This is a genomic window from Methanofollis aquaemaris (assembly GCF_017357525.1).
Taxonomy (GTDB): domain Archaea; phylum Halobacteriota; class Methanomicrobia; order Methanomicrobiales; family Methanofollaceae; genus Methanofollis; species Methanofollis aquaemaris.
On sequence record NZ_CP036172.1, the window covers coordinates 384740 to 405009 of the forward strand.

General features: G+C 59.6%; 21 protein-coding genes. 4 read left to right on the top strand and 17 right to left on the bottom strand.

Annotated features, from left to right (window positions below; all coding sequences use genetic code 11):
• Positions 1–72 precede the first annotated feature (72 nt).
• Both RJ40_RS01740 and RJ40_RS01745 read left to right on the top strand, forming a co-directional pair.
• Positions 73–1761: a CHASE4 domain-containing protein gene (locus RJ40_RS01740; RefSeq protein ID WP_265581629.1), complete on the top strand. Its 1689-nt coding sequence runs from the start codon at positions 73–75 to the stop codon at positions 1759–1761.
• Positions 1762–2168: 407 nt separating this feature from the next.
• Positions 2169–3881, top strand: coding sequence for a CHASE4 domain-containing protein (locus RJ40_RS01745; RefSeq protein ID WP_265581630.1), 1713 nt, complete (start codon positions 2169–2171; stop codon positions 3879–3881).
• A 369-nt stretch (positions 3882–4250) separates the two neighbouring features.
• On the opposite strand, the gene RJ40_RS01750 is transcribed toward RJ40_RS01745, so the two are convergent.
• The 8 genes from RJ40_RS01750 to hxlB all read right to left on the bottom strand — a co-directional run bounded on the left by RJ40_RS01750 (position 4251) and on the right by hxlB (position 11419).
• Entirely contained in the window at positions 4251–5867 is a 1617-nt protein-coding gene (locus RJ40_RS01750) for a putative manganese-dependent inorganic diphosphatase (RefSeq protein ID WP_265581631.1), read from the bottom strand.
• Positions 5868–5916: 49 nt separating this feature from the next.
• A complete protein-coding gene (locus tag RJ40_RS01755; RefSeq protein ID WP_265581632.1) occupies positions 5917–6309 on the bottom strand; it encodes a hypothetical protein in 393 nt (130 codons plus the stop codon).
• A 153-nt stretch (positions 6310–6462) separates the two neighbouring features.
• Positions 6463–6843, bottom strand: coding sequence for a hypothetical protein (locus RJ40_RS01760; RefSeq protein ID WP_265581633.1), 381 nt, complete (start codon positions 6841–6843; stop codon positions 6463–6465).
• A 136-nt stretch (positions 6844–6979) separates the two neighbouring features.
• A complete protein-coding gene (locus RJ40_RS01765; RefSeq protein WP_265581635.1) occupies positions 6980–7357 on the bottom strand; it encodes a hypothetical protein in 378 nt (125 codons plus the stop codon).
• Positions 7358–7999: 642 nt separating this feature from the next.
• On the bottom strand, positions 8000–8572 hold the full coding sequence (locus RJ40_RS01770) for a flavin reductase family protein (RefSeq protein ID WP_265581636.1): 573 nt from the start codon (positions 8570–8572) through the stop codon (positions 8000–8002).
• A gap of 65 nt (positions 8573–8637) precedes the next feature.
• Positions 8638–9675 (bottom strand): M42 family metallopeptidase, encoded by a 1038-nt coding sequence (locus RJ40_RS01775; RefSeq protein WP_265581637.1) that lies wholly within the window; start codon positions 9673–9675, stop codon positions 8638–8640.
• A 26-nt stretch (positions 9676–9701) separates the two neighbouring features.
• Positions 9702–10814: a pyridoxal phosphate-dependent aminotransferase gene (locus tag RJ40_RS01780; protein ID WP_265581638.1), complete on the bottom strand. Its 1113-nt coding sequence runs from the start codon at positions 10812–10814 to the stop codon at positions 9702–9704.
• 5 nt (positions 10815–10819) lie between these two features.
• Positions 10820–11419, bottom strand: a complete 600-nt coding sequence (gene hxlB, locus RJ40_RS01785; protein WP_265581639.1) for a 6-phospho-3-hexuloisomerase — start codon at positions 11417–11419, stop codon at positions 10820–10822.
• A 107-nt stretch (positions 11420–11526) separates the two neighbouring features.
• Between hxlB and RJ40_RS01790 the strand changes: the two genes are divergently transcribed.
• Positions 11527–12315 carry a DNA-methyltransferase gene (locus tag RJ40_RS01790; protein WP_265581640.1) on the top strand — a complete coding sequence of 263 codons (789 nt, stop codon included), beginning with the start codon at positions 11527–11529 and terminating at the stop codon, positions 12313–12315.
• Positions 12316–12317: 2 nt separating this feature from the next.
• On the opposite strand, the gene RJ40_RS01795 is transcribed toward RJ40_RS01790, so the two are convergent.
• A complete protein-coding gene (locus tag RJ40_RS01795; protein WP_265581641.1) occupies positions 12318–12821 on the bottom strand; it encodes a ferredoxin-thioredoxin reductase catalytic domain-containing protein in 504 nt (167 codons plus the stop codon).
• Positions 12818–13096 carry a glutaredoxin family protein gene (locus RJ40_RS01800; protein WP_265581642.1) on the bottom strand — a complete coding sequence of 93 codons (279 nt, stop codon included), beginning with the start codon at positions 13094–13096 and terminating at the stop codon, positions 12818–12820. The genes RJ40_RS01795 and RJ40_RS01800 overlap by 4 nt, the downstream gene beginning before the upstream one ends.
• A 97-nt stretch (positions 13097–13193) precedes the next feature.
• Here RJ40_RS01800 and RJ40_RS01805 point away from each other — a divergent pair, with 97 nt between their 5' ends.
• Complete coding sequence (locus RJ40_RS01805; protein ID WP_265581643.1) at positions 13194–13526, top strand: DUF1622 domain-containing protein; 333 nt, start codon at positions 13194–13196, stop codon at positions 13524–13526.
• A gap of 563 nt (positions 13527–14089) precedes the next feature.
• Here the strand turns inward: RJ40_RS01805 and RJ40_RS01810 are convergent.
• From RJ40_RS01810 to RJ40_RS01840, 7 genes are all read right to left on the bottom strand, one after another.
• Positions 14090–14758, bottom strand: coding sequence for an HAD family hydrolase (locus RJ40_RS01810; protein ID WP_265581645.1), 669 nt, complete (start codon positions 14756–14758; stop codon positions 14090–14092).
• A gap of 5 nt (positions 14759–14763) precedes the next feature.
• Positions 14764–15774 (bottom strand): PIN domain-containing protein, encoded by a 1011-nt coding sequence (locus RJ40_RS01815; RefSeq protein ID WP_265581646.1) that lies wholly within the window; start codon positions 15772–15774, stop codon positions 14764–14766.
• Positions 15771–16259, bottom strand: coding sequence for a hypothetical protein (locus RJ40_RS01820; RefSeq protein WP_265581647.1), 489 nt, complete (start codon positions 16257–16259; stop codon positions 15771–15773). The genes RJ40_RS01815 and RJ40_RS01820 overlap by 4 nt, the downstream gene beginning before the upstream one ends.
• Positions 16260–16297: 38 nt before the next feature.
• On the bottom strand, positions 16298–17053 hold the full coding sequence (locus RJ40_RS01825) for an ABC transporter ATP-binding protein (RefSeq protein ID WP_265581649.1): 756 nt from the start codon (positions 17051–17053) through the stop codon (positions 16298–16300).
• Positions 17047–18174, bottom strand: a complete 1128-nt coding sequence (locus tag RJ40_RS01830; protein WP_265581650.1) for a FecCD family ABC transporter permease — start codon at positions 18172–18174, stop codon at positions 17047–17049. Before RJ40_RS01830 ends, RJ40_RS01825 begins: the two co-directional genes overlap by 7 nt.
• Positions 18175–18196: 22 nt before the next feature.
• Positions 18197–19354, bottom strand: a complete 1158-nt coding sequence (locus RJ40_RS01835) for an iron ABC transporter substrate-binding protein (RefSeq protein WP_265581651.1) — start codon at positions 19352–19354, stop codon at positions 18197–18199.
• Positions 19355–19500: 146 nt separating this feature from the next.
• Entirely contained in the window at positions 19501–19863 is a 363-nt protein-coding gene (locus RJ40_RS01840; RefSeq protein WP_265581652.1) for a hypothetical protein, read from the bottom strand.
• Positions 19864–20270 lie beyond the last annotated feature (407 nt).

Sequence of the window (20270 nt, forward strand, 5' to 3'; positions counted from 1 at the left end):
GGCCATGCACTCCGTTCAGATCGTCTCTGAAAGGAGACAGAGACAGAGCAACAGAATCAAAGGACAGTGACCATGAAACTGCGCACCCATGTCGCACTCGTGATCGTCCTGATCACGCTCTCCCTGATCAGCGGCATCGTCCTGGCCTCACACTATCTCCTGCTCGAAGATCTGGACGATGTCGAGAAGGCCGCAGTCGAGAGGGCCTGCGACCTGCTTGAGAGCCATATCGACAGGGAAGTGCATGCCCTGGCTCTCCTTGCGGGCGACTATGCGACCTGGGACGAGACTCACACCCGCCTGACTTCCGTCGAGACTTCCGATTTTGAATCCGATTATCTCAATAAGACTTTTATTGCATCACAGGTCGATTGGCTCATCATTTTCGACAAAGAGGGTATGCCGGCAGTCCATCTCTCCTTCGGGGAGGCAAACGAGACGCCCGACCGGCAGACCCTCCTCTCTGAAACCAGGCGTCTGAACCTGACCGTGATCAACGAGAGCACCGAAGGGATCGTCGTCCTCCCCGAGGGGCCTGCGATCGTCGCCGCCGCCCCGGTGCTCAGGGGTTCGGGCGAAGGACCTCAGGCCGGAACACTGGTCATAGGGCGGCAACTCGACGAGGAGATGGTGCAGCAACTCTCAGACACCGCCATGATGCCGATCTCTCTCGTTGACTCCGGCGAGAAGATCACGTTCAGTGTCGTTCATCCCGGTTCCCCGGTCACCAACAGGACAGAGATCGGGATCTCGGCCGACCGCAAGAACATCTCGGGTCTCATCACCATACCAGGCCTGGCGGAGTCGCCGGACTTCATCGCCAGAGTCGATCTCCCGCGGAACCTCTATTTCGGAGGGCTGGATGCCATCTACACTTTCATCCTTCTGATCGTCACCACCTGCTCGGTCGCAGGGATACTCATCATCCTGGTCCTCGACCGTTCGCTCATCTCCCACTTCAGGAGGATGACCGATGTCGTCGAGGCGGTCCGACAGGACCAGGACTATTCGCGGCGCCTGCCAAAGGGACATGTGAAGGAGATGAATCTCCTCACCTCCTCGGTCAACGAACTCTTCGGATACCTGGAGAAATATCTTGTCGAGCGCGAGAACTACGAGCAAACGATCACAGAGTCGGAGGAGCGGTACCGCACCCTCGTCGAGTCAGCGAAAGACGGCATCTGCGTCATCGACAGGGACCGGATCATCGACTGCAACTCCAGGTCCTCCGAGATGCTCGGGCGCGGGAGGGAGAGCGTGATCCAGACCTCCCTGCTTGCCTACACCCCCGAATACCAGCCTGGCGGCAGGCGCTCAGAAGAGTTGCTGGAGGAATACACCGGGCAGGCCTACCAGGGCGAGTCCCCCTGCTTCGAGTGGCGATACCTGACAGTGGACGGCACACCTGTCGATGTCGAGGTGACCCTGAACCACTTTGACCTGGCCTCGGGTTCGTACCTCCTTGCGATCGTCAGGGACATCTCTGAGCGCAAACAACTTGAACAGTTGAAATCGGAGGCGTTTGCCCAGATCGAACAGAACCTCCGGCAGTTTGCGGTTCTCAACGACGAGATCAGAAACCCTCTCCAGGTCATCCAGGGCCTCGCTGAACTCGACGGCGGGGAGGACACCGAGAAGGTTCTCAGGCAGGTCAGGGCGATCAACGAGATCGTCGACGAACTGGACCGCGGCTATATCGAGTCCGACAAGGTGCGCGAGTTCCTCAGAAAACACTACGAGATCGGGGAAAATGAGGAGTGACCAGGTAGATTGTTTATTTAGAGGTTCAGAATTTCAGGCGGGTCTTTGAAAACCGCTGCAGTATTTTTCAAGAACATACCCCCAGAGCCGATATCCTCAAGAGCCCATTTATCTGTACAGGCTCACAGCCCATTCTGAGGCCTCATCGGCCCCGGCATTGTTCCGCGCCCGGGCACCGGCGGGGCGGAAGTCGCCGGGAGATGATTAAGCACTGTTGCTCTATCTTTTAAAATCACCGATATTATATGGGTACATAATAAAAAATCGCCATATTTAATTGGAATTTAAACAGTGTCTTAAAATAGTATGACCTTCGAGTAAAATCTATTTGGGACAGGCGGCACCGCTGACAGCAATCCCCACTGAAAACCTGCCCGGCAGCGTCTGTGTACCACAGCAGAGAGATCATGAAAGTCCTGACATTCATCGTCCTTGTCACCATCTGTACGGCACTTGCCCTGATCACCGGTATCTTCGGGGTCACCCATCTCCTCCTTGATGAGAACATTGAGACGGCCGAGACGTCAGCGATGATCGAGGACTGCACACTGCTGGAGCATGGGCTCAAGAGCCAGCAGAATGACCTTGCTCTCCTCTGCCGGGACTACGCCACATGGGACGACACCTATGCCTTTGTACAGGATCAAAATGAGGCCTATCTTCGATCGAACATGGTCCCCGAAACCTTCCGCTCATCGCACCTTGACACAGTCCTGATCTTTGATGCAGAAGGCACCCTCTTCTACGGGGCCGGGTACGATCGTTCAAACGAGAGCATTGTCCCGCCGGCCCCTCTCCTCCTCACGCACCTGCGTGCAAACGGCCTTATCGAAGCGAACACTTCTTCCGGAGAGGTCGCCTCCGGGCTGGTCCTCCTCCCGCAGGGACCGATGATGATCTCGGCCGCACCCATACTCAGGAGTTCGGGGGACGGCCCTGCAATGGGGGTGCTGGTATTCGGACGGTTTTTCACCGAGGATGAGATTGCCGGGATCCGGGAGGTCACCGGCCTGCCGGCCATATTCTTCTCACCCGACGACCCTGCAGCATTCGCCGGCATTGCAGCACCAGAACTCCCCGACCTGGAGAACCCCACGGCGGTCATCCGATCGGCCGACCGATCGACGATCACAGGAGTGACTCTCTTCACCGACATTGCCGGTCAACCGGCACTCATCACGCGAGTCGACGCCCCGAGAGATCTGTACTCCGGGCATCTTGCCATCGTCACCTCTCTCATCGCCGTCATCATCGCGACATGTGCAGGTCTCGGCCTTCTTCTCGTCGGCATCATCTATTACTCTGTTATCCGCCGTTTCGAAGAGATCAGCAGAACCGTTGCGGCGGTCAGAAAAGACCGGGACTTCTCCCACCGCCTCCCTCCCCAAAAGACCGACGAGATGATCATGCTCTCCGCATCGGTCAACGATCTGTTCTCCTTCCTTGAGGAGTACATCGCTGAAAAGAACCGATACGAAGAGGAACTTGAGGAGTCCAGAGAGGAATACCGCCAGTTGTTCCACTCGGCCAACGATGCCATCTATGTCATCCATGAAAAACAGTTTTCAAGGTGCAACCAGAGGGCACTGGAGATGCTCGGGTGCCGGAGGGAAGATACGATCTCTCGCTCTCCTCTCGATTTCTCCCCCGAATTTCAACCTGACGGCAGACGGTCTGCGGAGGCGATGGAAGCGTACTATGCTCTGGCATGCGGGGGGGCCTCTCTCAGATTTGAGTGGCGCAACCAGAGGAAAGACGGTTCTTCAGTCGATACCGAGGTCACCCTCACCAGGTTTGACCTGCAATCAGGCCCCTATCTCCTCGCCATCGCGAGGGACATCACCGAGAAGAAGCAGACCGAACAACTCAAGGCGGAGGCGTTCGCGCAGATCGAAGAGAACCTCGAACAGTTTGCCATCCTCAACGACGAGATCAGAAACCCCCTTCAGGTCATCCTGGCCGTCGTCGAGTTGAATGCCTGTGATGACGCCGAGATCGTGATGCAACAGGTCAGGTGCATCAACCGCCTCGTCGACGACCTGGACGCCGGATACATCGAGTCTGAGAAGGTGCGGGAGTTTCTCAGGAAGCACTACGAGATCGGGGAGAAAGAGGAATAACCGATAAGATGAGGGAGGGAAATTATCTCTTGTTCTACCGGGATTGCCACGACAGCGAAAAACTCCAACCGCCGGTTGGAGAAACCAGTTCATCATTCTGTCGCGTTGCAAGGTGATACCTCGTTCCCTGCCGATCCGTGACGCGGGGGTGGAGTGTGGTCAGCCTCATTCACCCTCCTGAAGAGGAATGCCACAGAGTCCTGCTATCAGTTGTTACCCGCGAGTCGGTTCAGAAAAACTCGCACCACGGGTGCGAGAAATCGGTTGGAGTCAGCAGGAACACCGACCATCACCGACCCGCCCATCTCGCGCCGGGCGTTGCGACCCAGGCCAGAGATCGTCAGGAAGAGATCGCGGGAGAAAAAATATTCACAGTCCCCGCAGCATATTCCCGAACTTGGGCAGGAAATCTTTCTTGCGCGACATCACGTTTTCAAGTCGCATAGGTTGCCCGGTCATCCCCAGTTTTGCCAGGGTCACCTCGTCGGCGGCGGCGAAGAGGTCGCTGGCATTCTCAAAGACATTGGTGAAGAGCGCGATGAAGATGTCGGCCCCGGCCTCGGCGCGCAACCCTTCGAGGACGCCCCTGATCTCCCCGGCCCGCTCGGTGCTGTACTCGAAGGAAGGGACGATCACCTGGGCGATGACCACCGCCCGGTCGAAGAGGTTGTAGTGCTTGGTGTCCCTGAGGAGGAGGTCGTGGAGAGGGACGTCCTTGAGTTCGATCCCCTGCTGGACCATCTCTGTCCCGTACTCCTCGGGGTCGACCCCTGCAATCGCGGCGAGGTAGTCGACGGCCTTCCGGTCCTCGGGCGTCGTCGTGGACATCCGCAGCACCAGGGTGTCGGAGAGGATACCGGAGAGGAGGAGGCCGGCCGTCCTCTGGTCGGGCTCGATCCCGGCCTCGATGAACTTGCGGGTGACGATCGTCGAGGTCGAACCCACGGGTTCGTTGAGGAACCGGATCGGCTTGAGGGTCGAGAACGCCCCGATGCGGTGGTGGTCGAGGATCTCAAGGACGTCGGCCTTCTCGATCCCGTCGACGGCCTGCGAATATTCGTTGTGGTCGACCAGGATCACCGGTTTGTTGATCTCGTCGACGAAGGTGTTGCGCGAGATCATCCCGAGGAGACGGTCGTCGGCCCCGACCACACAGGCCGTCCGGTATTTGGAGTTGGAGACGACACCCTTGACATATTCGAGGGGGTCGTTTGTCCCGACTCTGGGCATGTCGGTGGCCATCACCATGCTCGCCGGGAGGGAGAGGTTGATCATCTTCCCGACCCCGAAGGCGTCCAGGGTGGTCGAGAGGACGGCGATGTTGCCGGTCTGTGCGGCATGAATCACGCGGTCGCCGACCGGCGATGCGTCGGCGATGATGAGGGCGGCGATCCCGGCCGAGATGAGCGCGAGTTGCGCGGGTTCGTTGTCGCCGACGATGGCCACGTCCCGCTCACCCAGTCTGGAGAGCGAGACATGGAGGGCGTCGATGGCGATGTAGACCATGCCTTCCAGGAGGTCGGGGCCTGGGACGACGATCTCGGCGCTGAGGATCTTCGCAAGAGTCTCGAGTTTGATGGGCGCGATGGAGAGCTGCTCGATCTTCGTCCTGGTCACATAGGCGCGGGCAAGCCCGTGCTCACTGACCAGACCGAGGAGACGGTCGTCGTCGTCGACGATCGGCATGTTCCGCACGCCCTGCTCGTCCATCTTTGCGACGACCTCGATGGTCGGGACGTCGGCGCGGGCGCTGATCGGGTAGGTGAACGGGAGGTCGGAGACATTCGGCTCGACGCTCTCGATAAAATACGGCTCTTCCGCTCCGAAGTGTTCGAGCACGAACCCGGTCTCAGGATTGATTTCGCCGCAACGGGCGGCGACGTATTTTCCAGGCTCGGCATGGTTGAGGAGTTCGGCATAGCCGATGGCGCTGCATATGCTGTCGGTATCCGGGTGCTTATGTCCGATCACATAGACTTTGTTCATCTGCATTTTCCCTCGGGATCGTTGGCCTCATAATCTTGCCGCTCCGCGCTCATATCACCTTCCCCCTCGTTGGCGGGTGGCAGGAGAGAGCAGGTGAGATCCCTTCGGGTGGGGCGGCAATTATGATCACTATAGGTTCTCGGTCAGGACTTCTGAATGACTGCCTTCCCACACGCTCGCACCGGGGGCGCTGTCGAAAATCGAAGATTTTTTCAGGCTCGCTATCGCTCGCAGCCCCACTGGAACTTTCTACGACCGCTTTCCTGAGTAACGGCCATTTCTCAAAATCTTCCTCAGTGAGGTGAACGATGACACCGTCCTCTGTCTCGCTCTCATTTACCGGGAAGAGATGGATAGAATAAGAAGGATCGATACTTTCCCGGTACAACCCGTATCCTGCATACGCCACGAAGAGGAGAAAGGCGATGCCGATGATGAGCACCCTCTCCTGACATTTCGGTCTCGTTTTTCATTGGTCCGGGGTGCCTCCTGGATTTCCGGTTTTTTCATCAACAGATCCGGGTGCCCCCCTCTGCTCCGGACACAGGGGTTTACCTCCGCATAGAACCGAATTCAATAGGCAATAGATACCGCTTCAGTGGATAAGTGTCTTGATCTCGAAATATTGCCCCTCATATTCGACGTAAATAGGCGTGTCGGTTGTATGGTTGCGGATGTACTCCCGCCCAAACTCTCTATGCGCCGGAGATGTTCTGAGTTCTGGTGCTGGTACACTATCATCATTTTCTTTGAATGCTTTCCCGAGCGACGGCCACTTCTCGAAGTCTTCTTCAGTGAGGTGGACGACTATGCCGTCCTCTGTCTCGCTCTCATTTACCGGGAATACCCTGAGAATTGGGGGATCATTACTTTCCCGGTACAGTCCGTATCCTATGTAGGCCACGAAGAGGATAAAGGCGATGCAGAAGATGAGAAACACTCTTCTGACATTTCGGTCTCGTTTTTCGTTGGTCATGGATTTCTTCTGGACTTTTGAGTCTTTTTTATCGACATTACGGGGTGTCTCAGGGCACCCTTCTGTCCATTCCGCCTTGATCTTGACTCTGATGTCATCTCGCGGTAGATCTAAACTACAGATCAGAAATGTGATCTCATGATTGACCAATCAAGATGTTGAAATATTCCCCTTCATATTCAACGTAAATTGGCTTTTCAATGGTGCTGTTGTACATGTACTCTTCGCGAAATGTGTCAAGCACCATTGGATCATCCAGTTCTGGTGCACCTGCATTGGAATCTTCCTTAATCGCCTCCTCAAGAAACGGCCATTTCTCAAAGTCTTCCTCGGTGAGGTGGACGATGACATGATCCTCTGTCTCGTTCTCATCTATCGGGAATGCACCGATAAACGGAGGAGCGGTACTCTCCTGGTAAAGTCCATATCCTGCATACGCCACGAAGAGGATAAAGGCGATGCAGAAGATGAGAAACACTCTCCTGACATTTCGGTCTCGTTTTTCGTTGGTCATGGATTTCTCCCACATTTCCGGGCCTATTTTCATCAGCAATCAGCAGACATGAGGTTCTATCCTCAAAAATGAAAAGATGGGTAATGTCTATGTGACATACTGGGACACATTCAATTTTGCCTCCTTCTCTGGACGATTGTTTTCATTTTTGCATCTCCAAGATTTTTCTCATCGGAGACCCGGCACCGCAATGGCTGTCACAAATGATAACCAGCAGCACCATAACCTTCGGGCGGCACGTTAGGGCCGGGAAGCACGCTGGTCACGTTCTCCGGCCCCGGCGGGACACTCGTTCAGGTGTCCACGGCCCGAAATATGTCCTTGGTTATATATATGGATTCTGTGCTGATCCTCTAATTTTCAGGGAAATAAAAACCTCTATTCTGCCAGATCATACCTGCATGATCTCGCTTTGAGGTGGCCCCCGGCGCGAGATGGCGGTGAAGATTTTGTGAGGAGGGCGGCATGGCTGATCCCTCCATCTTCTCGCTCAAACACGCGTCCCTCCCCCTATGCTCTCGCCGGGGAGGCATAATCTACGAACATGAAGAGGGTGTTGCCGCCTTCCCCTCCTATCAGTTACACAGGGGCGGGGGACGACCAATCCCCGATGAATACTCCAGAAAAAAATTGAAAGAGATATTATTTCTTCAGGGCACGCCCGGCCGAGAAGGCCTTCGCGATCTCCGGCCCGACGCCGTGGTACGTACGGCACGCTGAGTCGTAGAGGAAGGGCATGACCTTCTCCATCGCGGGGTTGCCGTCCTCGCCGAGGACCGACTCGTCCACCCTGACGTCGACGATCTCGCCGATGAACTGGGTGTGGACGCCGATCTCGACGCTCTGCGAGACCCGGCACTCAAGGACGACCGGGAACTCCTCGATGTAGGGGGCGTCCACCTGCGCCGCCTTCGCCGCGGTCAGGCCGGCGGCGGCGATCTTGTCGGTGTTTTTGCCCGACTCGATCCCGAAGTAGTCGGCCTCCGCGACATACTTCGCGGAGGGGATGCAGACGGTGAAGGCCTGTTTTGCCGTCAGGTTCTCGTAGGTCTTCCTCGACTTCTGCACCGATACCGCAACCGACGGCGGGTTCGAGGAGCATATCCCGCCCCACGCCGCGTTCATGGCGTTGGGGTTGCCCTCGGCGTCGTACGTGCAGATGATCAGCACCGGATGCGGATACAGAAGGGTCTTTGCACCGATTGATCTCTTCATGCCTCTTACTGGGCGGCAGAGGGTAAGGTTCTTGCGCCGGAGAAGGAAGAACACAAAAAAAAGATTCAGAAGTCCGGTTCGGACTTCAGTGCCTCGACGAGGAGGGCGACGCCGTTCTCGATATCGGCGAGGTCGAGCACCTCGACCGGCGAGTGGATGTACCTCGTCGGGATGCTCAGCGTCGTCGCCGGGATGCCGCCCCGCTCCAGGTGGATGGTGGTGGCGTCGGTGGTCCCGCCCTTCCCGACTTCGAGCTGGAACGGCACTTCCTTCGCCTCGGCCGCCTGCCGCAGCCATGCGACGACCTTGCGGTTCGCGATGAGCCCGCGACCGTTGCTGTCGACGATGGTGATCACCGGACCGGCTCCCATCTCCAGAGAGGCGTCCTTCTTCTCGATGCCGGGGTGGTCGCCAGGGATCGTGGTGTCGGTGGCGATGGCGCAGTCGGGGTTGAGCGAGTAGGCGACAGTCTTTGCCCCCTTCAGCCCGACCTCCTCCTGCACGGTGAAGACCCCGTAGATGGTATGCGGGGACTTGACCGTCTTGAGCGTCTCGATGAGCATCGCACACCCGGCGCGGTTGTCGAAGGCCTTCCCGGTCACCCGCTTGTTCGCCAGGGCGCAGAACTCCCGGTCGATGTTGACCGGCGTGCCGACCTCGATGCCGAGTTCCGCCGCCTCTTCCGCCGACGTCGCACCGATGTCGATGAACATGTCGTCCACCTTGGGCGGGCGCTTGCGGTCCTCCTCCTTCATCACATGGGGCGGCTTGCCGCCGACCACACCGTAGACCGGACCCTTCGTCCCGTGGAGCACGACCCGCTGGGCATAGAGCGTGGGGTCGTACCATCCGCCGATGGTGACGAACCTGACAAAGCCCTTCTCATCGACGTACTTGACCATCGCCCCGATCTCGTCCATGTGCGCCGCAAGCATGATCGAGAAATCGTCGCCCTTCTTGACCGTGATGAGGTTACCCATCGAGTCTTCCCTGATCTCGTCGACAAAGGGCGCGACCTCGGCCCTGATGACCTCGGCGACGCTCCCCTCGCTCCCGGAGATCCCGTGGGCATTGGAGAGTTTTTTCAAGATTTCTTGAACCATATCATTCACCTTTCTTTTCTGAGACGTTAATCTTCAAGGACCGCCTCGGCGATCCTGGCCAGCGCCCGCCGCAGATCGTCCTGCGACGCGGCATAACTGATCCTGGCGTAATCGGGCGCGCGAGTGCCGAAGGCCGAACCCGGCACGATGATCACTCCCTTCTCGACGATCTTCGCAAAGAGGTCGTGGCCCATCGGGACAAACGCATAGAACGCACCCTCGGGCACCGGGAACTTCAACCCCATCTCGGCAAGCCCGGAACAGAGGAGGTCGCGGCGCGCCCTGTACTCCTCGCGCATCGCCGCCACCGGCGACTGGTCCCCGGTGAGTGCCGCCAGCGCCGCATACTGCGAGATGGAGGTGGCGCAGGCCTGGCAATACTGGTGGACCTTGATGCACTCCTCCACCACCGCATCAGGCGCGGCCATATAGCCCAGACGCCACCCGGTCATCGAGTAGGTCTTCGAGGTGGCGTTGATGGTCACGACGTCCTCGCCGAAGCGCGCCGCACTCACGTGAGGTTTGCCGTAGGTGAAGTGCTCGTAGACCTCGTCCGAGACGACGGTGACGCCCATGTCCCCGGCATACTCGACGAGGGCCTTCACCGACTCCTCACTCTCCACCATCCCGGTCGGGTTCGCAGGCGTGTTCAGGACAAGCAGACGGGCGCCGTCCATCCGCTCCTTCGCCGCCTCCACGTCGAGGTGGAGGGAGGCGTCGAGGCTGAGCCCTTCGGCCCGGCCGCCGGCAAGTTCGGCGAGTGCTGCATAGGAGACAAAACCCGGATCCGCGATGAGCACCCGGTCGCCCCGGTCCACCAGAGCCTCCATCACGATATGGAGGGCCTCGCTCGCTCCCGCCGTGACGATCACCTGATCTGGCGAGTACGAGAGGGCGTTCTCGCGCCCGAACTTCTCGCAGACCGCCTCGCGCAGCTCCGGAATGCCGGCGTTCATCGTGTAGCCGGTCATTCCGCGGTCGATCGCCTCCTTCGCCGCTTCCCTGATCCGGGCCGGCGTCGGGAAGTCGGGCTGGCCGATGCCGAGGTTGATCGCGTCCTCGCCTGCCCCTTCGAACATCTTCCTGATCCCCGAGATCTCGATCCCGCGGACCCGCTCTGCAAACCTATCTCCAGCCATATCGGTCACTCGATATTGGCGTGCCTGCACTTGAGGTCTTCGACATTGGTCTCGGTGATCTCCATCAGGCGCGAGACGATCGCGTCTGCAAAGACCATCGAGGTCGTCTCAAAGATCGTGCCGAGGGGAGCGAAGGACTTGTGCTGGCCCATCATCTGCCTGACCTCGAACTCGGCCGACTCGTCCTTCACCTCGTCGCGGTGACTCTCGATCTCGACGGCGCAGTCGGCGATCTTTCCGATCCGCGAGTCCGAGTTCGAGGTGATGAGGCAGACTCGGCCGCCGATCTCCTTGACCGTCTCCGCAAGTTCGGCGACGGTCTTGGTCTTGCCCGAGCCCGAGAAGACCACCAGCACATCGCCCTCGCCCATGGCCGGGGTGACGGTCTCGCCGACGACGTACGAGTGCAGCCCGAGATGCATCAGCCGCATGGCAAAGGCCTTCGCCACCAGCCCCGAGCGTCCGGCCCCGAGGACATAGATCCTCTTTGCGCAGAGGAGTTCCTGGAGGAAGGACTCGACCTCGGCATCTGCGATCATATCGGCGATAGAGGCAATCTTTGAGGCCATCAGGCCCATCATATCCTGAACAACGTGTTTTTCCATGGTCCTACCTCACAGGTGGTCGTGCCAACTACATTAGAATATCGTGTTCGGAGAGGCCAATAGGAAATGTCATCACACCTGAAGACGACATGTATCCGGGCAAAGAAATGAAGCGAATAGAGCCTTATTTTTCATGCGATGGTGCGACGCTCCTGCACGGCGATGCGATCGAGTGCATGGCGTCCATCCCCGACGGCTCGGTCGACCTCGTCTTTGCCGATCCCCCGTATAATCTTTCCAACGGCGGCTTCACCTGCCAGGGTGGGAAGCGGGCGCCGGTCGACAAGGGTGCATGGGACCAGAGCGCAGGGATCGAGGAGGACTTCGAATTTCATCGCCGGTGGATCGAGGCCTGCGGCAGGGTGCTCAGGGACGGGGGGACGATCTGGATCAGCGGCACCTACCACTCGATCTATGTCTGCGGTTTCGCCCTCCAGGCTCTGGGTTTTCAGATCCTCAACGATATCTGCTGGTACAAACCCAACGCTCCCCCGAACCTCAGCACCCGCTACTTCACCGCAAGCCACGAGACCCTGATCTGGGCAAAGAAGGGGGAGGAACGGCACACCTTCAACTACGACGAGATGAAGAACGGCGAGTGGGAGTACGATGTCATCAAACGTCCGGGAAAACAGATGCGGTCGGTCTGGTCGGTCCCGGCCCCCAAGCGTTCCGAGAAGAAGGAGGGGAAGCACCCGACCCAGAAGCCGCTCGCCCTCCTGGAGCGGGTGGTGCTCGCGAGTTCCGAGGAGGGTGACCTGGTCCTCGACCCCTTTGCCGGGAGTTCGACAACCGGGCTTGCGGCCGTGATGCACGGCCGGCGGTTCCTGGGGATCGAGCGGGAGGAGGAGTACCTCGACCTCTCGGTCCGGCGGTTTCGAGCGCTGATGGACTGAGACTACAAAAACCTCTCAAACCGATCTTTTTTCGCCCGGCAGATCGGGCAGATCTCGGGCGGTTCATCGCGTGCGCAGAGATACCCGCAGACCCGGCACCGGTGGACCGGGTACGGGAGCGAGCCCGTAAGATGGGCCGGCCGTTTTGCGGCGCTCTTCGTGGGGCCGCCGGGCGGGCGGCGTTCGGGCACCCGGCCGACCGTTTGTTCGCCGGCGACGACCGCCCCTGTGACATAGAGAGTGCAGTAGCAGGCGCCGTATTCGGCGAGATCGGGATCGCGGTACTCACACGGGCAGACGATGTCGGCGTCGGCCTCCTTCACCCCGATACTGAGACGGCACGGGCATGCCGGGTACCCATACCGCCGTTCGTTGGCCAGAAGGCCCCTGACCAGGTCTTTTACAAACTCAGTGTCAGGGTTGAGATGGTAGCCCCCGGCCTCGGCCTCACGGTCCAGGCGGAGACATACCTTCTCGACCTCCTCGTCGGTGACTCTGTCGGTCACACCAGCGCCTCCCTGATCTCGTCTTCCTGGTAGCCCACGATCGTCTTCCCGTTGATCACCAGCGTGGGAAACGATCCCATCGGATTGTAGCGGTGAATAATCTCAGTGTAGACCTTCTCCATCTCGTCCTTGGGGAGTTGGTCGACGAAAAGGTAGTCGTACTCCACGCCAAGGGTATTGAGGAGATCTTTGGTCTTTGCGCACCAGCCGCAGGTGCTCAGGGCATAGAGCAGGATCTGCCCCTTCTTCTTGCCGTCGACATGTATCAGGTCCATAAGATATGCGTGAGTTGCCCCCTCTCCCCATAAGGGTTGTGTTCCCGATCAGACCGGGGGGAAGGTTGATGTCCGGCGGCGTCCCCCATCTCCGTCGATGAGTCTTGAACTCCTCGTCGAGGCCTACCGACTCGCCGCGGAGAGCCTCAGCTTTGTAGGGGCGCTCGTGATCATCTACGGCGGGATCAGGGCCGCGGTGAGGACGCTGCAGAAAGAAGTGTTGAAAAAACCGTTCAAATACCATGACATCAGGCTGGGGTTCACCTCCAAGATCGTCTTCGGCCTCGACTTTCTCATCGCCTCCGACATCCTCCTCACCCTCATCGCCCCGAGCCAGGAGGAGTTGCTCGTCCTCGGTGCCACGGTCATCATCAGGACGATCATGGGATATTTTCTCACCAAAGAGGCACAGGAGTTTGTCTTCGATTGATCGAGTTCGGAGAGTCGGGCATGATTCGAGAGTGCGTCTCAGGCATGCCTGATGAAAATCTCATTTCGCGACTTTGTAGAATTCGGGATGAACGCCGGGCTCAAGCATACGCGATGATTATTTTTCGTCGCGTGCTTGCTCTTTCTCAAGAAAGGATAACTGATGAAAATCTCGCTTCATCGCCGCCCCCTGGCTATCCTCTCTCCGGCGGGGTCCGGGGGTGCAACCCCCGGCCGAGACGGCAGAAAAATATCTCCGATGGAGGGCGGCACGCCTGATCATTCCATCTCGCCTTCCCCCATGCTCCCGCCGGGGGCTCTGCCCCCGGTCCCCCGGGATGGCGATAGGGTCGGGAAGGCCACGCTGGAGATCCTTTGATCACTCTCCTTACAACAGAAAAACAAATCGAAACACCACCTCTCGCCGCCCCCGCCTATCCTCATTCCGGCGGGGTCCGGGGGTGCAACCCCCGGTGGAAGACGGCAGAAAAATTCTGCGACGAGGGGCGGCACATCGATCAAATCATCATGCCGCCCCCCACCGATCCTCACCGTGGGTGATCATCACACCCGGAGCGACCCAGAGGGGAACTCGATCCCCAACGCCGGGATGAGATCCCTGATCTCCTGGAGCACATAGTCGGGCCTGCAGATGGGTTCGGGCCCCTCGCTGTGGTCGCCGTACAGTGCATAGGCCGCCTGCATCCCGAGCGCCTTTGCGGGTGCGACCTCGCGGCGGATGCTGTCTCCCACGACCATCGTCGTGGCCGGTTCGGCAGAGAGGGCGTTGATGGCGCAGCAGAACTGTGTCGGGTCGGGTTTTTTCCGGCCGGTCAGGTCGGGGGTGACAAGATACGAAAAATAGTCCCTGAGCCCGGTCTGTTCCAGTCGCGCCAGCGCCTGGAAAGAGTAGGCGTCGGTGACGACGGCCATGGTGATCCCGGCACCGGCGATGGCCCCCAGGGTCTCCTCCACGCCGTCGAAGAGCCTGATCGAGGTGAGTTTGGCCCTCTCGTAGACCCAGCACGAACGGCCGAAGGCCTCTCTTCCGGCACCGAGCATGGCAAGATAGTCCCTGATGTTCTGCAAGTCCTCGTACCCGACGCCGGGCCGCCTGAAATACTGGTAGAGTGCTTCGGCGTCGCCGGCTCCGAGATCCTCGACGACCGCCCGGCACGCCTCTCTCTTCGCGCCGACGAAGTCCCAGAGCGTGTTGTCCATGTCGAAGAGCACGTGCCTTATCGCCGGATCCCCAGGGCCGAAAGTTTCCTGCATAGTTCGATGTCCCTCTCGCACTCGGTATGATGGTCATCGCCGATGAAGGTGAGCCTGAAGGCATCGGGGTCGTCCCCCTTCCCCCCGAACTCGCCGAAGAGGACGGCCGATCCGATGGTGACGACGCCAAAGGAGAGAGCAAGGTGGGCGACGAGTTTGAAGAAGGTCTCGGGCGAGGCATGGCGGGGTTTTGGGTGGTAGGGTGCCCTGAAGAGAAAATATTCCACCCCCTCGGCATCGCAGAGGTCGGCCATCGACCCGTCCGCGGTGAGGAGAACCGGCAGGCCGAACCGCTTCTCCTCGAACCGGCGGAGGGCCTCGACGATCATCTGGTCGTTCTCGCGGGTGGCATGCACCGCCTTCTCTCCTTCATCGACGAGGATGGCCCGGTCGCGGAGGGTCTTGTACTCGGGCATCGCGAGGTACGCCGCCTTCCTCGACTTTTTCTTCCGCCGGTTCTCGAACTCGGCGATATACCAGCTGGCTTCGGGCGCACTCTCCCGCAGTTCGGCGATGAAGCGGGCCGAATATTTGTGGTTGAGCACGTACTCGATTTCCTGGCGCACGATCCCCGTGAGGATCACCTCGTCGGGACGGAGGGCGCGACTCGTGGTGAAGAAGCGGTGGTACATGAGGTTGGTGTCGAGCCCGAACGAGATCTCCTTCTTCAGCCCGCGGTAGATCTTCGCCTTCTCCCTGAACGCCTCCATGTTCGCATAGGTGGTGACCCCGCTGGCAAGGAGACATTCCTCGAAGTCAGAGAAGAACGGCATCTCCATCGCGTGCTCGCCGAACCTGAGCGAAGCGGCATAGAACTCGTCGGGGTTGGAGAGGATGGAGATCCGGTAGCCCGTACCCTCGGGCCGCGCTTCGAGAAGACGGATCCCGTAGATCGGATACGAGATGACGACCTCGCCGCCGAAGTGATTGATGAGGGCCGGGATCTCCCGGCTCGCGATCAGCATCTCGCTCATCCGCCGCCCTCCTCGACGAGGTCGCGGAGAGGCTGGATGTGGAGGGGGATGAGCAGGTACGGCATGGCCGGCGGGTCGGGGATGGGGAGACCGAGATAATAGATGTGGTCGACCCGCAGATCGGCGGCGGCAAGATCCAGGCAGACCGAGACGATCGCCGCCTTCCGTCCCGGCGTGATGTCGAGGGCGATCTCAAAACCACCAGCGATAAGGAAGCGGACCAGCCCGGTCACCTCCTCCCCGGCCGCGGCATAGTCGCCTTCGGCCACCCTGACGACCGATACCTCAGGGGAAAAACCGTAGCGTTTTGAGATCAGCCTGATCCCCTCCAGCACGGGCCCGACAGAACTCTCCTCCCAGGCGACGAGATGGACCAGTGCCGGGCGGTAGCCGCGCTCACGCAGCACCGCATGATAGGTGTTGAGGAGCGCCCAGCCCGATCGGCCGGCAAGGGAGATGTAGGCCTGCACCCGCACCCGGGACATACCCCCGGATGAGAGGCGCGGGCAAAAAAGGTTGTCGTTTATGCGGCCGGGATCACGAGCGGGAAACCGCGGTGGGTCTCCACGTCGACCGGCACGCCATAGACGGCGGCGATCACCTCGGGGGTCACGATCTCGGCCCCGCCGGCGGCATAGATCGTCCCGCCCTTGAGGAAGATGAAGCGGTCCGAGTACCTGAGGGCGGTGTTGAGGTCGTGCATCGTGAGGACGGCGGCGACGTTGTGGGTGGCGACCGCCTCGCGCACGGTGTCCATGATATCGATCTGGTTGCGCAGGTCGAGGCTGCTCGTCGGTTCGTCGAGGAGGAGCACCCTGGGCTCCTGGACCAGGGCCCTCGCGATGCTCACCTTCTGGAGTTCGCCGCCGCTCATCTCGTCGATGAACCTGAGCGAGAGGTCTTGCAGGCAGAGCCTCTTGATCGCCGCGTCCACCAGTCTGAGGTCGTGCTCGGTCACCTTCCAGCGGATGTACGGCCGCCGGCCCAGCAGGATGGCGTCGAAGGCGGTGAGCCGCCCGGTCTCGCACCGCTGCGGGACGTAGCCGATCCTTTTGGCGATCTCCAACTGTTCGAGGGCAAGGACGTCGTCGTCGCCGACCATCACCGACCCGGCCTTCGGGCGGAGGATGGCGTTCATGCACTTGAGCAGCGTCGTCTTCCCGACGCCGTTGGGGCCCATGATCGAGACGACCTGCCCGTTCTCCACCGAGAACGCCACGTCCTGGAGGACGGCCCGCGAGTTGTACTCGAACCTGACATCTGATACTTCGATCAACATCGTGCATACCCCCGTACCAGCAGATACAGGAAGACCGGAGCGCCCATGAACGCGGTGAGGATCGCCACCGGCAGGATATGGGGGGCGAGCATGATCCTGGCCACGGTGTCGGCGGCGAGGAGAAGGACCGCCCCGGCGACACAGGAGCCGGGAATGAGGAAGCGGTGGTCGTCGCCGATGACCCGCCTGACCATGTGCGGACAGACGAGGCCGACAAACCCGATCACGCCGAGGAAGGCGACGACGATGGCAATGACCATGGAGGCGAGGAGCATCCCGACGAGCCGGATCCGTTCCACGTTGACGCCGAGCCCCTTTGCGGTCTCGTCTCCGGCGTCGATGGCATTGTAGTTCCAGCTGTTGAGATAGAAGTACACCGCCGCGAGGGCGACCGGCACGGCGATGATGGGAAGCTCGTTCCAGCTTGCACGGCCCAGGTCGCCGAAGGTCCAGAAGACCATCGCGGCGAGCTGGTTGTCGTCGGCAAAGTACTGCAAAAACATCGTCCCTGCAACGGCGAGAGAGCCGATGGCGACGCCGGCGAGGACCATCACCTCGGGCGAGGTCTGCCGCATCTTCGAGATGGCCAGGATCACGAGGGTGGCGAGGAGCGCGAAGACGAAGGCGCTGACGGTGGTGAGAAGGGGGTTGGAGATGTTCACCGAGGTGCCGGTGCTCTGCATCGTCCCGGCTCCGAGGATCATCACCGAGAAGGCCGCCCCGAACGCGGCGGCATGGGAGGTCCCGAGGGTGTAGGGCGAAGCGAGCGGATTCCTGAGGATCGACTGCATCGCGAGGCCCGCAACCGAGAGCCCGAGCCCGGCGACGATGCCCGCGAGGGCCTGAGGGAGCCTGATGTTCCAGATGATCGAGTCCTCCATCTGGGGCACCTGGCCCGCGAAGACGTTCGGGAGCGAGAGGTTGAAGAATCCGTTGACCCGCTCGATCAACCCGGAGACGAGGGCGGTCGCCACCTCGGCCGGCGGGATCCAGACCGCCCCCACCGAGATGGAGAGGATGAGAAGGAGAATGAGGATGGCCACCCCCCCGAGGATGGCCGAGATCTTCCGGCCGGTGTATTGGAGATATTCCTGGGGAACCTCCCCGTCAGCGAGATGCATCCTTCACCTGCTCCCTCTGGATTCAGATACTCAGTTTCGTGAACGCCATCTGCTGGAAGTCGTCGTTCATCTCACCGAAGACCGGTTTCTTCACCAGGAAGGTGTAGATCTCGTCGGCTTCCGCGGCCGGGTCGATGTCGGCGAACTGATCGGGATACAGCACCTTGCCGACATAGTAGGCGTCGGCCAGGATGGAACCCTGGTTCTGGCTGTACCAGTTGTACGGGAGGACACCGTAGACTTCGCCGTTCTTCTTTGCCGAGAGCCCGGCGTAGGAGGGGTCGTTCTTCAGTTCGTCGATGGCGCTTGAGCCGTCGGTGAGCTGGAGGGTGGCGAGGTCGACGAAGATGATCTCAGGATCCCACTCCAGGATCTTTTCCTTGGCGACCGGGGTGCCGGTCTGGAGCTGCTCGTCAGGGGCCTTCGAGGTGTCGTAGGCGACGTTGACGGCGTTCACGAAGACGAAAGGCGGGTAGGAGGTCTCGGTGGACTGCAGCCCGTGTGCACCGCGGTAGGCGATACCGCCGACATAGGCGCGGGTCTTCTCGCTGTCAGGGACGTCTTTGGTCCTGGTGTCCAGGTCGGCGATCCGCTCGTCGAAGAAGGCGATCACTTCTTCGGCGCGGTCATCGGTGCCGAGCACCTTGCCCATCGTCCGCAGCGACTGGCAGAAGTCGTCCCGGTGGAAACTGAGGTCGCCGTAGTTGAGGACGACGACCGGGATGCCGGTCTTCTGCTGGAGTTCTTCGGGGTCGTAGCCTGAGGTGGCGTAGGTCTTGAAGATCACGTCCGGCTTGAGGGCGAGGATCTTCTCGGGGTCGTCGTGGCCCCTGAACTCGCCGATGAGGGGGTAGTCCTTGAACTGGGGGTTGGCAAGGAAGTACGGGCGGGCGTCCATCGGTTGCTCGCGTTTTTCGATGTCGTCGACCCCGACGATCCGGTCCTGGGCGCCGAGGTAGGTGAGGTAGCGCAGGCTGCCCGAGCCTGAGCAGACGACGTGTTCGATGGTGGCGGGCACGGTCACGCTGCGGCCCGCACCGTCGGTGATGGTGACAGTCTCAGCGGGGGCGGGGTTGTCCTGGACGGTGGCGCCGCCCTGCGTGCCGGTGCATCCTGCGATACAGAGGCATGCCAGGAGGGCTGCCGATAAACAGAGGTAGAGAAACGTACGTCTTGACACAATTCATCAACTCTATACGATATATCTCTGAAGGTGCGTTATTAAATCTTATCGTTGTTAACTTTGGTATGAATATCGGGGTGCGGCAGAGATATTCTTCAGAGCAGATATGAAAAAAGAGAACAATTCTCAGCAGGATTCAGGTCTCAGATCTCCTCGATGGAGACGACATGCACCGGTCTGCCCCACTGCTGGATGGTCATTACGTCCTCGGCCGGTTCGAGCGTGAACCGCACCTTCAGTCCGTCCTGCTGGAATGCCTCGTCGAGATCGAGAGGGAGGTAGCGTGCCCCGTCGTCGGCGACGATCCCGTAGAAACCGCCTTCGAGGTCGATGTAAGTTATGGTGCCGGTGCCGGTGACCCCGGCCGCCGGAGTCTCGTTCACCGTTCCACCGGGTGTCTCATTCAACTCTTCGCCGCCATCGGTGCCGGTGCACCCCGCAAAGAGCACCGCACCGCAGAGGAGTGCGACGACCGCCAGGATGGCGGGCCATGATCTGTCATACATTGTTTCCACCACTCTGAGATCGGTCTGAGAGAATATAGTGCTTTTTAAGACCGCGAATTTATTCGTAGTCACAAACCTATTGTTATCGCTTCAAAAGGTTTTAATCGTTTATTGAATCAGAATGCCCGGATAGAGAGTTCATATGACATCCGGTAGAGAACCGCCAGACTCCATCGATGGCGGCACCCGGGATCCATGATGGACAATACAGGAGTATTTACCGATTTTAGGTTTAAATTCACTGGATTATGGTAATTCATCGCCGACAGTCAATATAGTATTTGTTATATGCTATCATACATATTTATGTCTGGGCGCGTTTATCCGCCCATTTAGAAATGTGTCCTTCGAAAACGGTACGAAAGTCGTCATACCGGAGGATACAGAACCTATCGAGAGACTTCATG

What these genes read in the sequence shown, in the direction of transcription:
- RJ40_RS01780 (WP_265581638.1), bottom strand. Translation starts at nt 10,814, where the DNA reads ATGGCTGGAGATAGGTTTGCAGAGCGGGTCCGCGGGATCGAGATCTCG.
- RJ40_RS01760 (WP_265581633.1), bottom strand. Translation starts at nt 6,843, where the DNA reads ATGACCAACGAAAAACGAGACCGAAATGTCAGAAGAGTGTTTCTCATC.
- RJ40_RS01775 (WP_265581637.1), bottom strand. Translation starts at nt 9,675, where the DNA reads ATGGTTCAAGAAATCTTGAAAAAACTCTCCAATGCCCACGGGATCTCC.
- RJ40_RS01740 (WP_265581629.1), top strand. Translation starts at nt 73, where the DNA reads ATGAAACTGCGCACCCATGTCGCACTCGTGATCGTCCTGATCACGCTC.
- hxlB (WP_265581639.1), bottom strand. Translation starts at nt 11,419, where the DNA reads ATGGAAAAACACGTTGTTCAGGATATGATGGGCCTGATGGCCTCAAAG.
- RJ40_RS01815 (WP_265581646.1), bottom strand. Translation starts at nt 15,774, where the DNA reads ATGAGCGAGATGCTGATCGCGAGCCGGGAGATCCCGGCCCTCATCAAT.
- RJ40_RS01805 (WP_265581643.1), top strand. Translation starts at nt 13,194, where the DNA reads ATGAGTCTTGAACTCCTCGTCGAGGCCTACCGACTCGCCGCGGAGAGC.
- RJ40_RS01800 (WP_265581642.1), bottom strand. Translation starts at nt 13,096, where the DNA reads ATGGACCTGATACATGTCGACGGCAAGAAGAAGGGGCAGATCCTGCTC.
- RJ40_RS01750 (WP_265581631.1), bottom strand. Translation starts at nt 5,867, where the DNA reads ATGAACAAAGTCTATGTGATCGGACATAAGCACCCGGATACCGACAGC.
- RJ40_RS01825 (WP_265581649.1), bottom strand. Translation starts at nt 17,053, where the DNA reads ATGTTGATCGAAGTATCAGATGTCAGGTTCGAGTACAACTCGCGGGCC.
- RJ40_RS01770 (WP_265581636.1), bottom strand. Translation starts at nt 8,572, where the DNA reads ATGAAGAGATCAATCGGTGCAAAGACCCTTCTGTATCCGCATCCGGTG.
- RJ40_RS01840 (WP_265581652.1), bottom strand. Translation starts at nt 19,863, where the DNA reads ATGTATGACAGATCATGGCCCGCCATCCTGGCGGTCGTCGCACTCCTC.
- RJ40_RS01765 (WP_265581635.1), bottom strand. Translation starts at nt 7,357, where the DNA reads ATGACCAACGAAAAACGAGACCGAAATGTCAGGAGAGTGTTTCTCATC.
- RJ40_RS01790 (WP_265581640.1), top strand. Translation starts at nt 11,527, where the DNA reads ATGAAGCGAATAGAGCCTTATTTTTCATGCGATGGTGCGACGCTCCTG.
- RJ40_RS01830 (WP_265581650.1), bottom strand. Translation starts at nt 18,174, where the DNA reads ATGCATCTCGCTGACGGGGAGGTTCCCCAGGAATATCTCCAATACACC.
- RJ40_RS01745 (WP_265581630.1), top strand. Translation starts at nt 2,169, where the DNA reads ATGAAAGTCCTGACATTCATCGTCCTTGTCACCATCTGTACGGCACTT.
- RJ40_RS01820 (WP_265581647.1), bottom strand. Translation starts at nt 16,259, where the DNA reads ATGTCCCGGGTGCGGGTGCAGGCCTACATCTCCCTTGCCGGCCGATCG.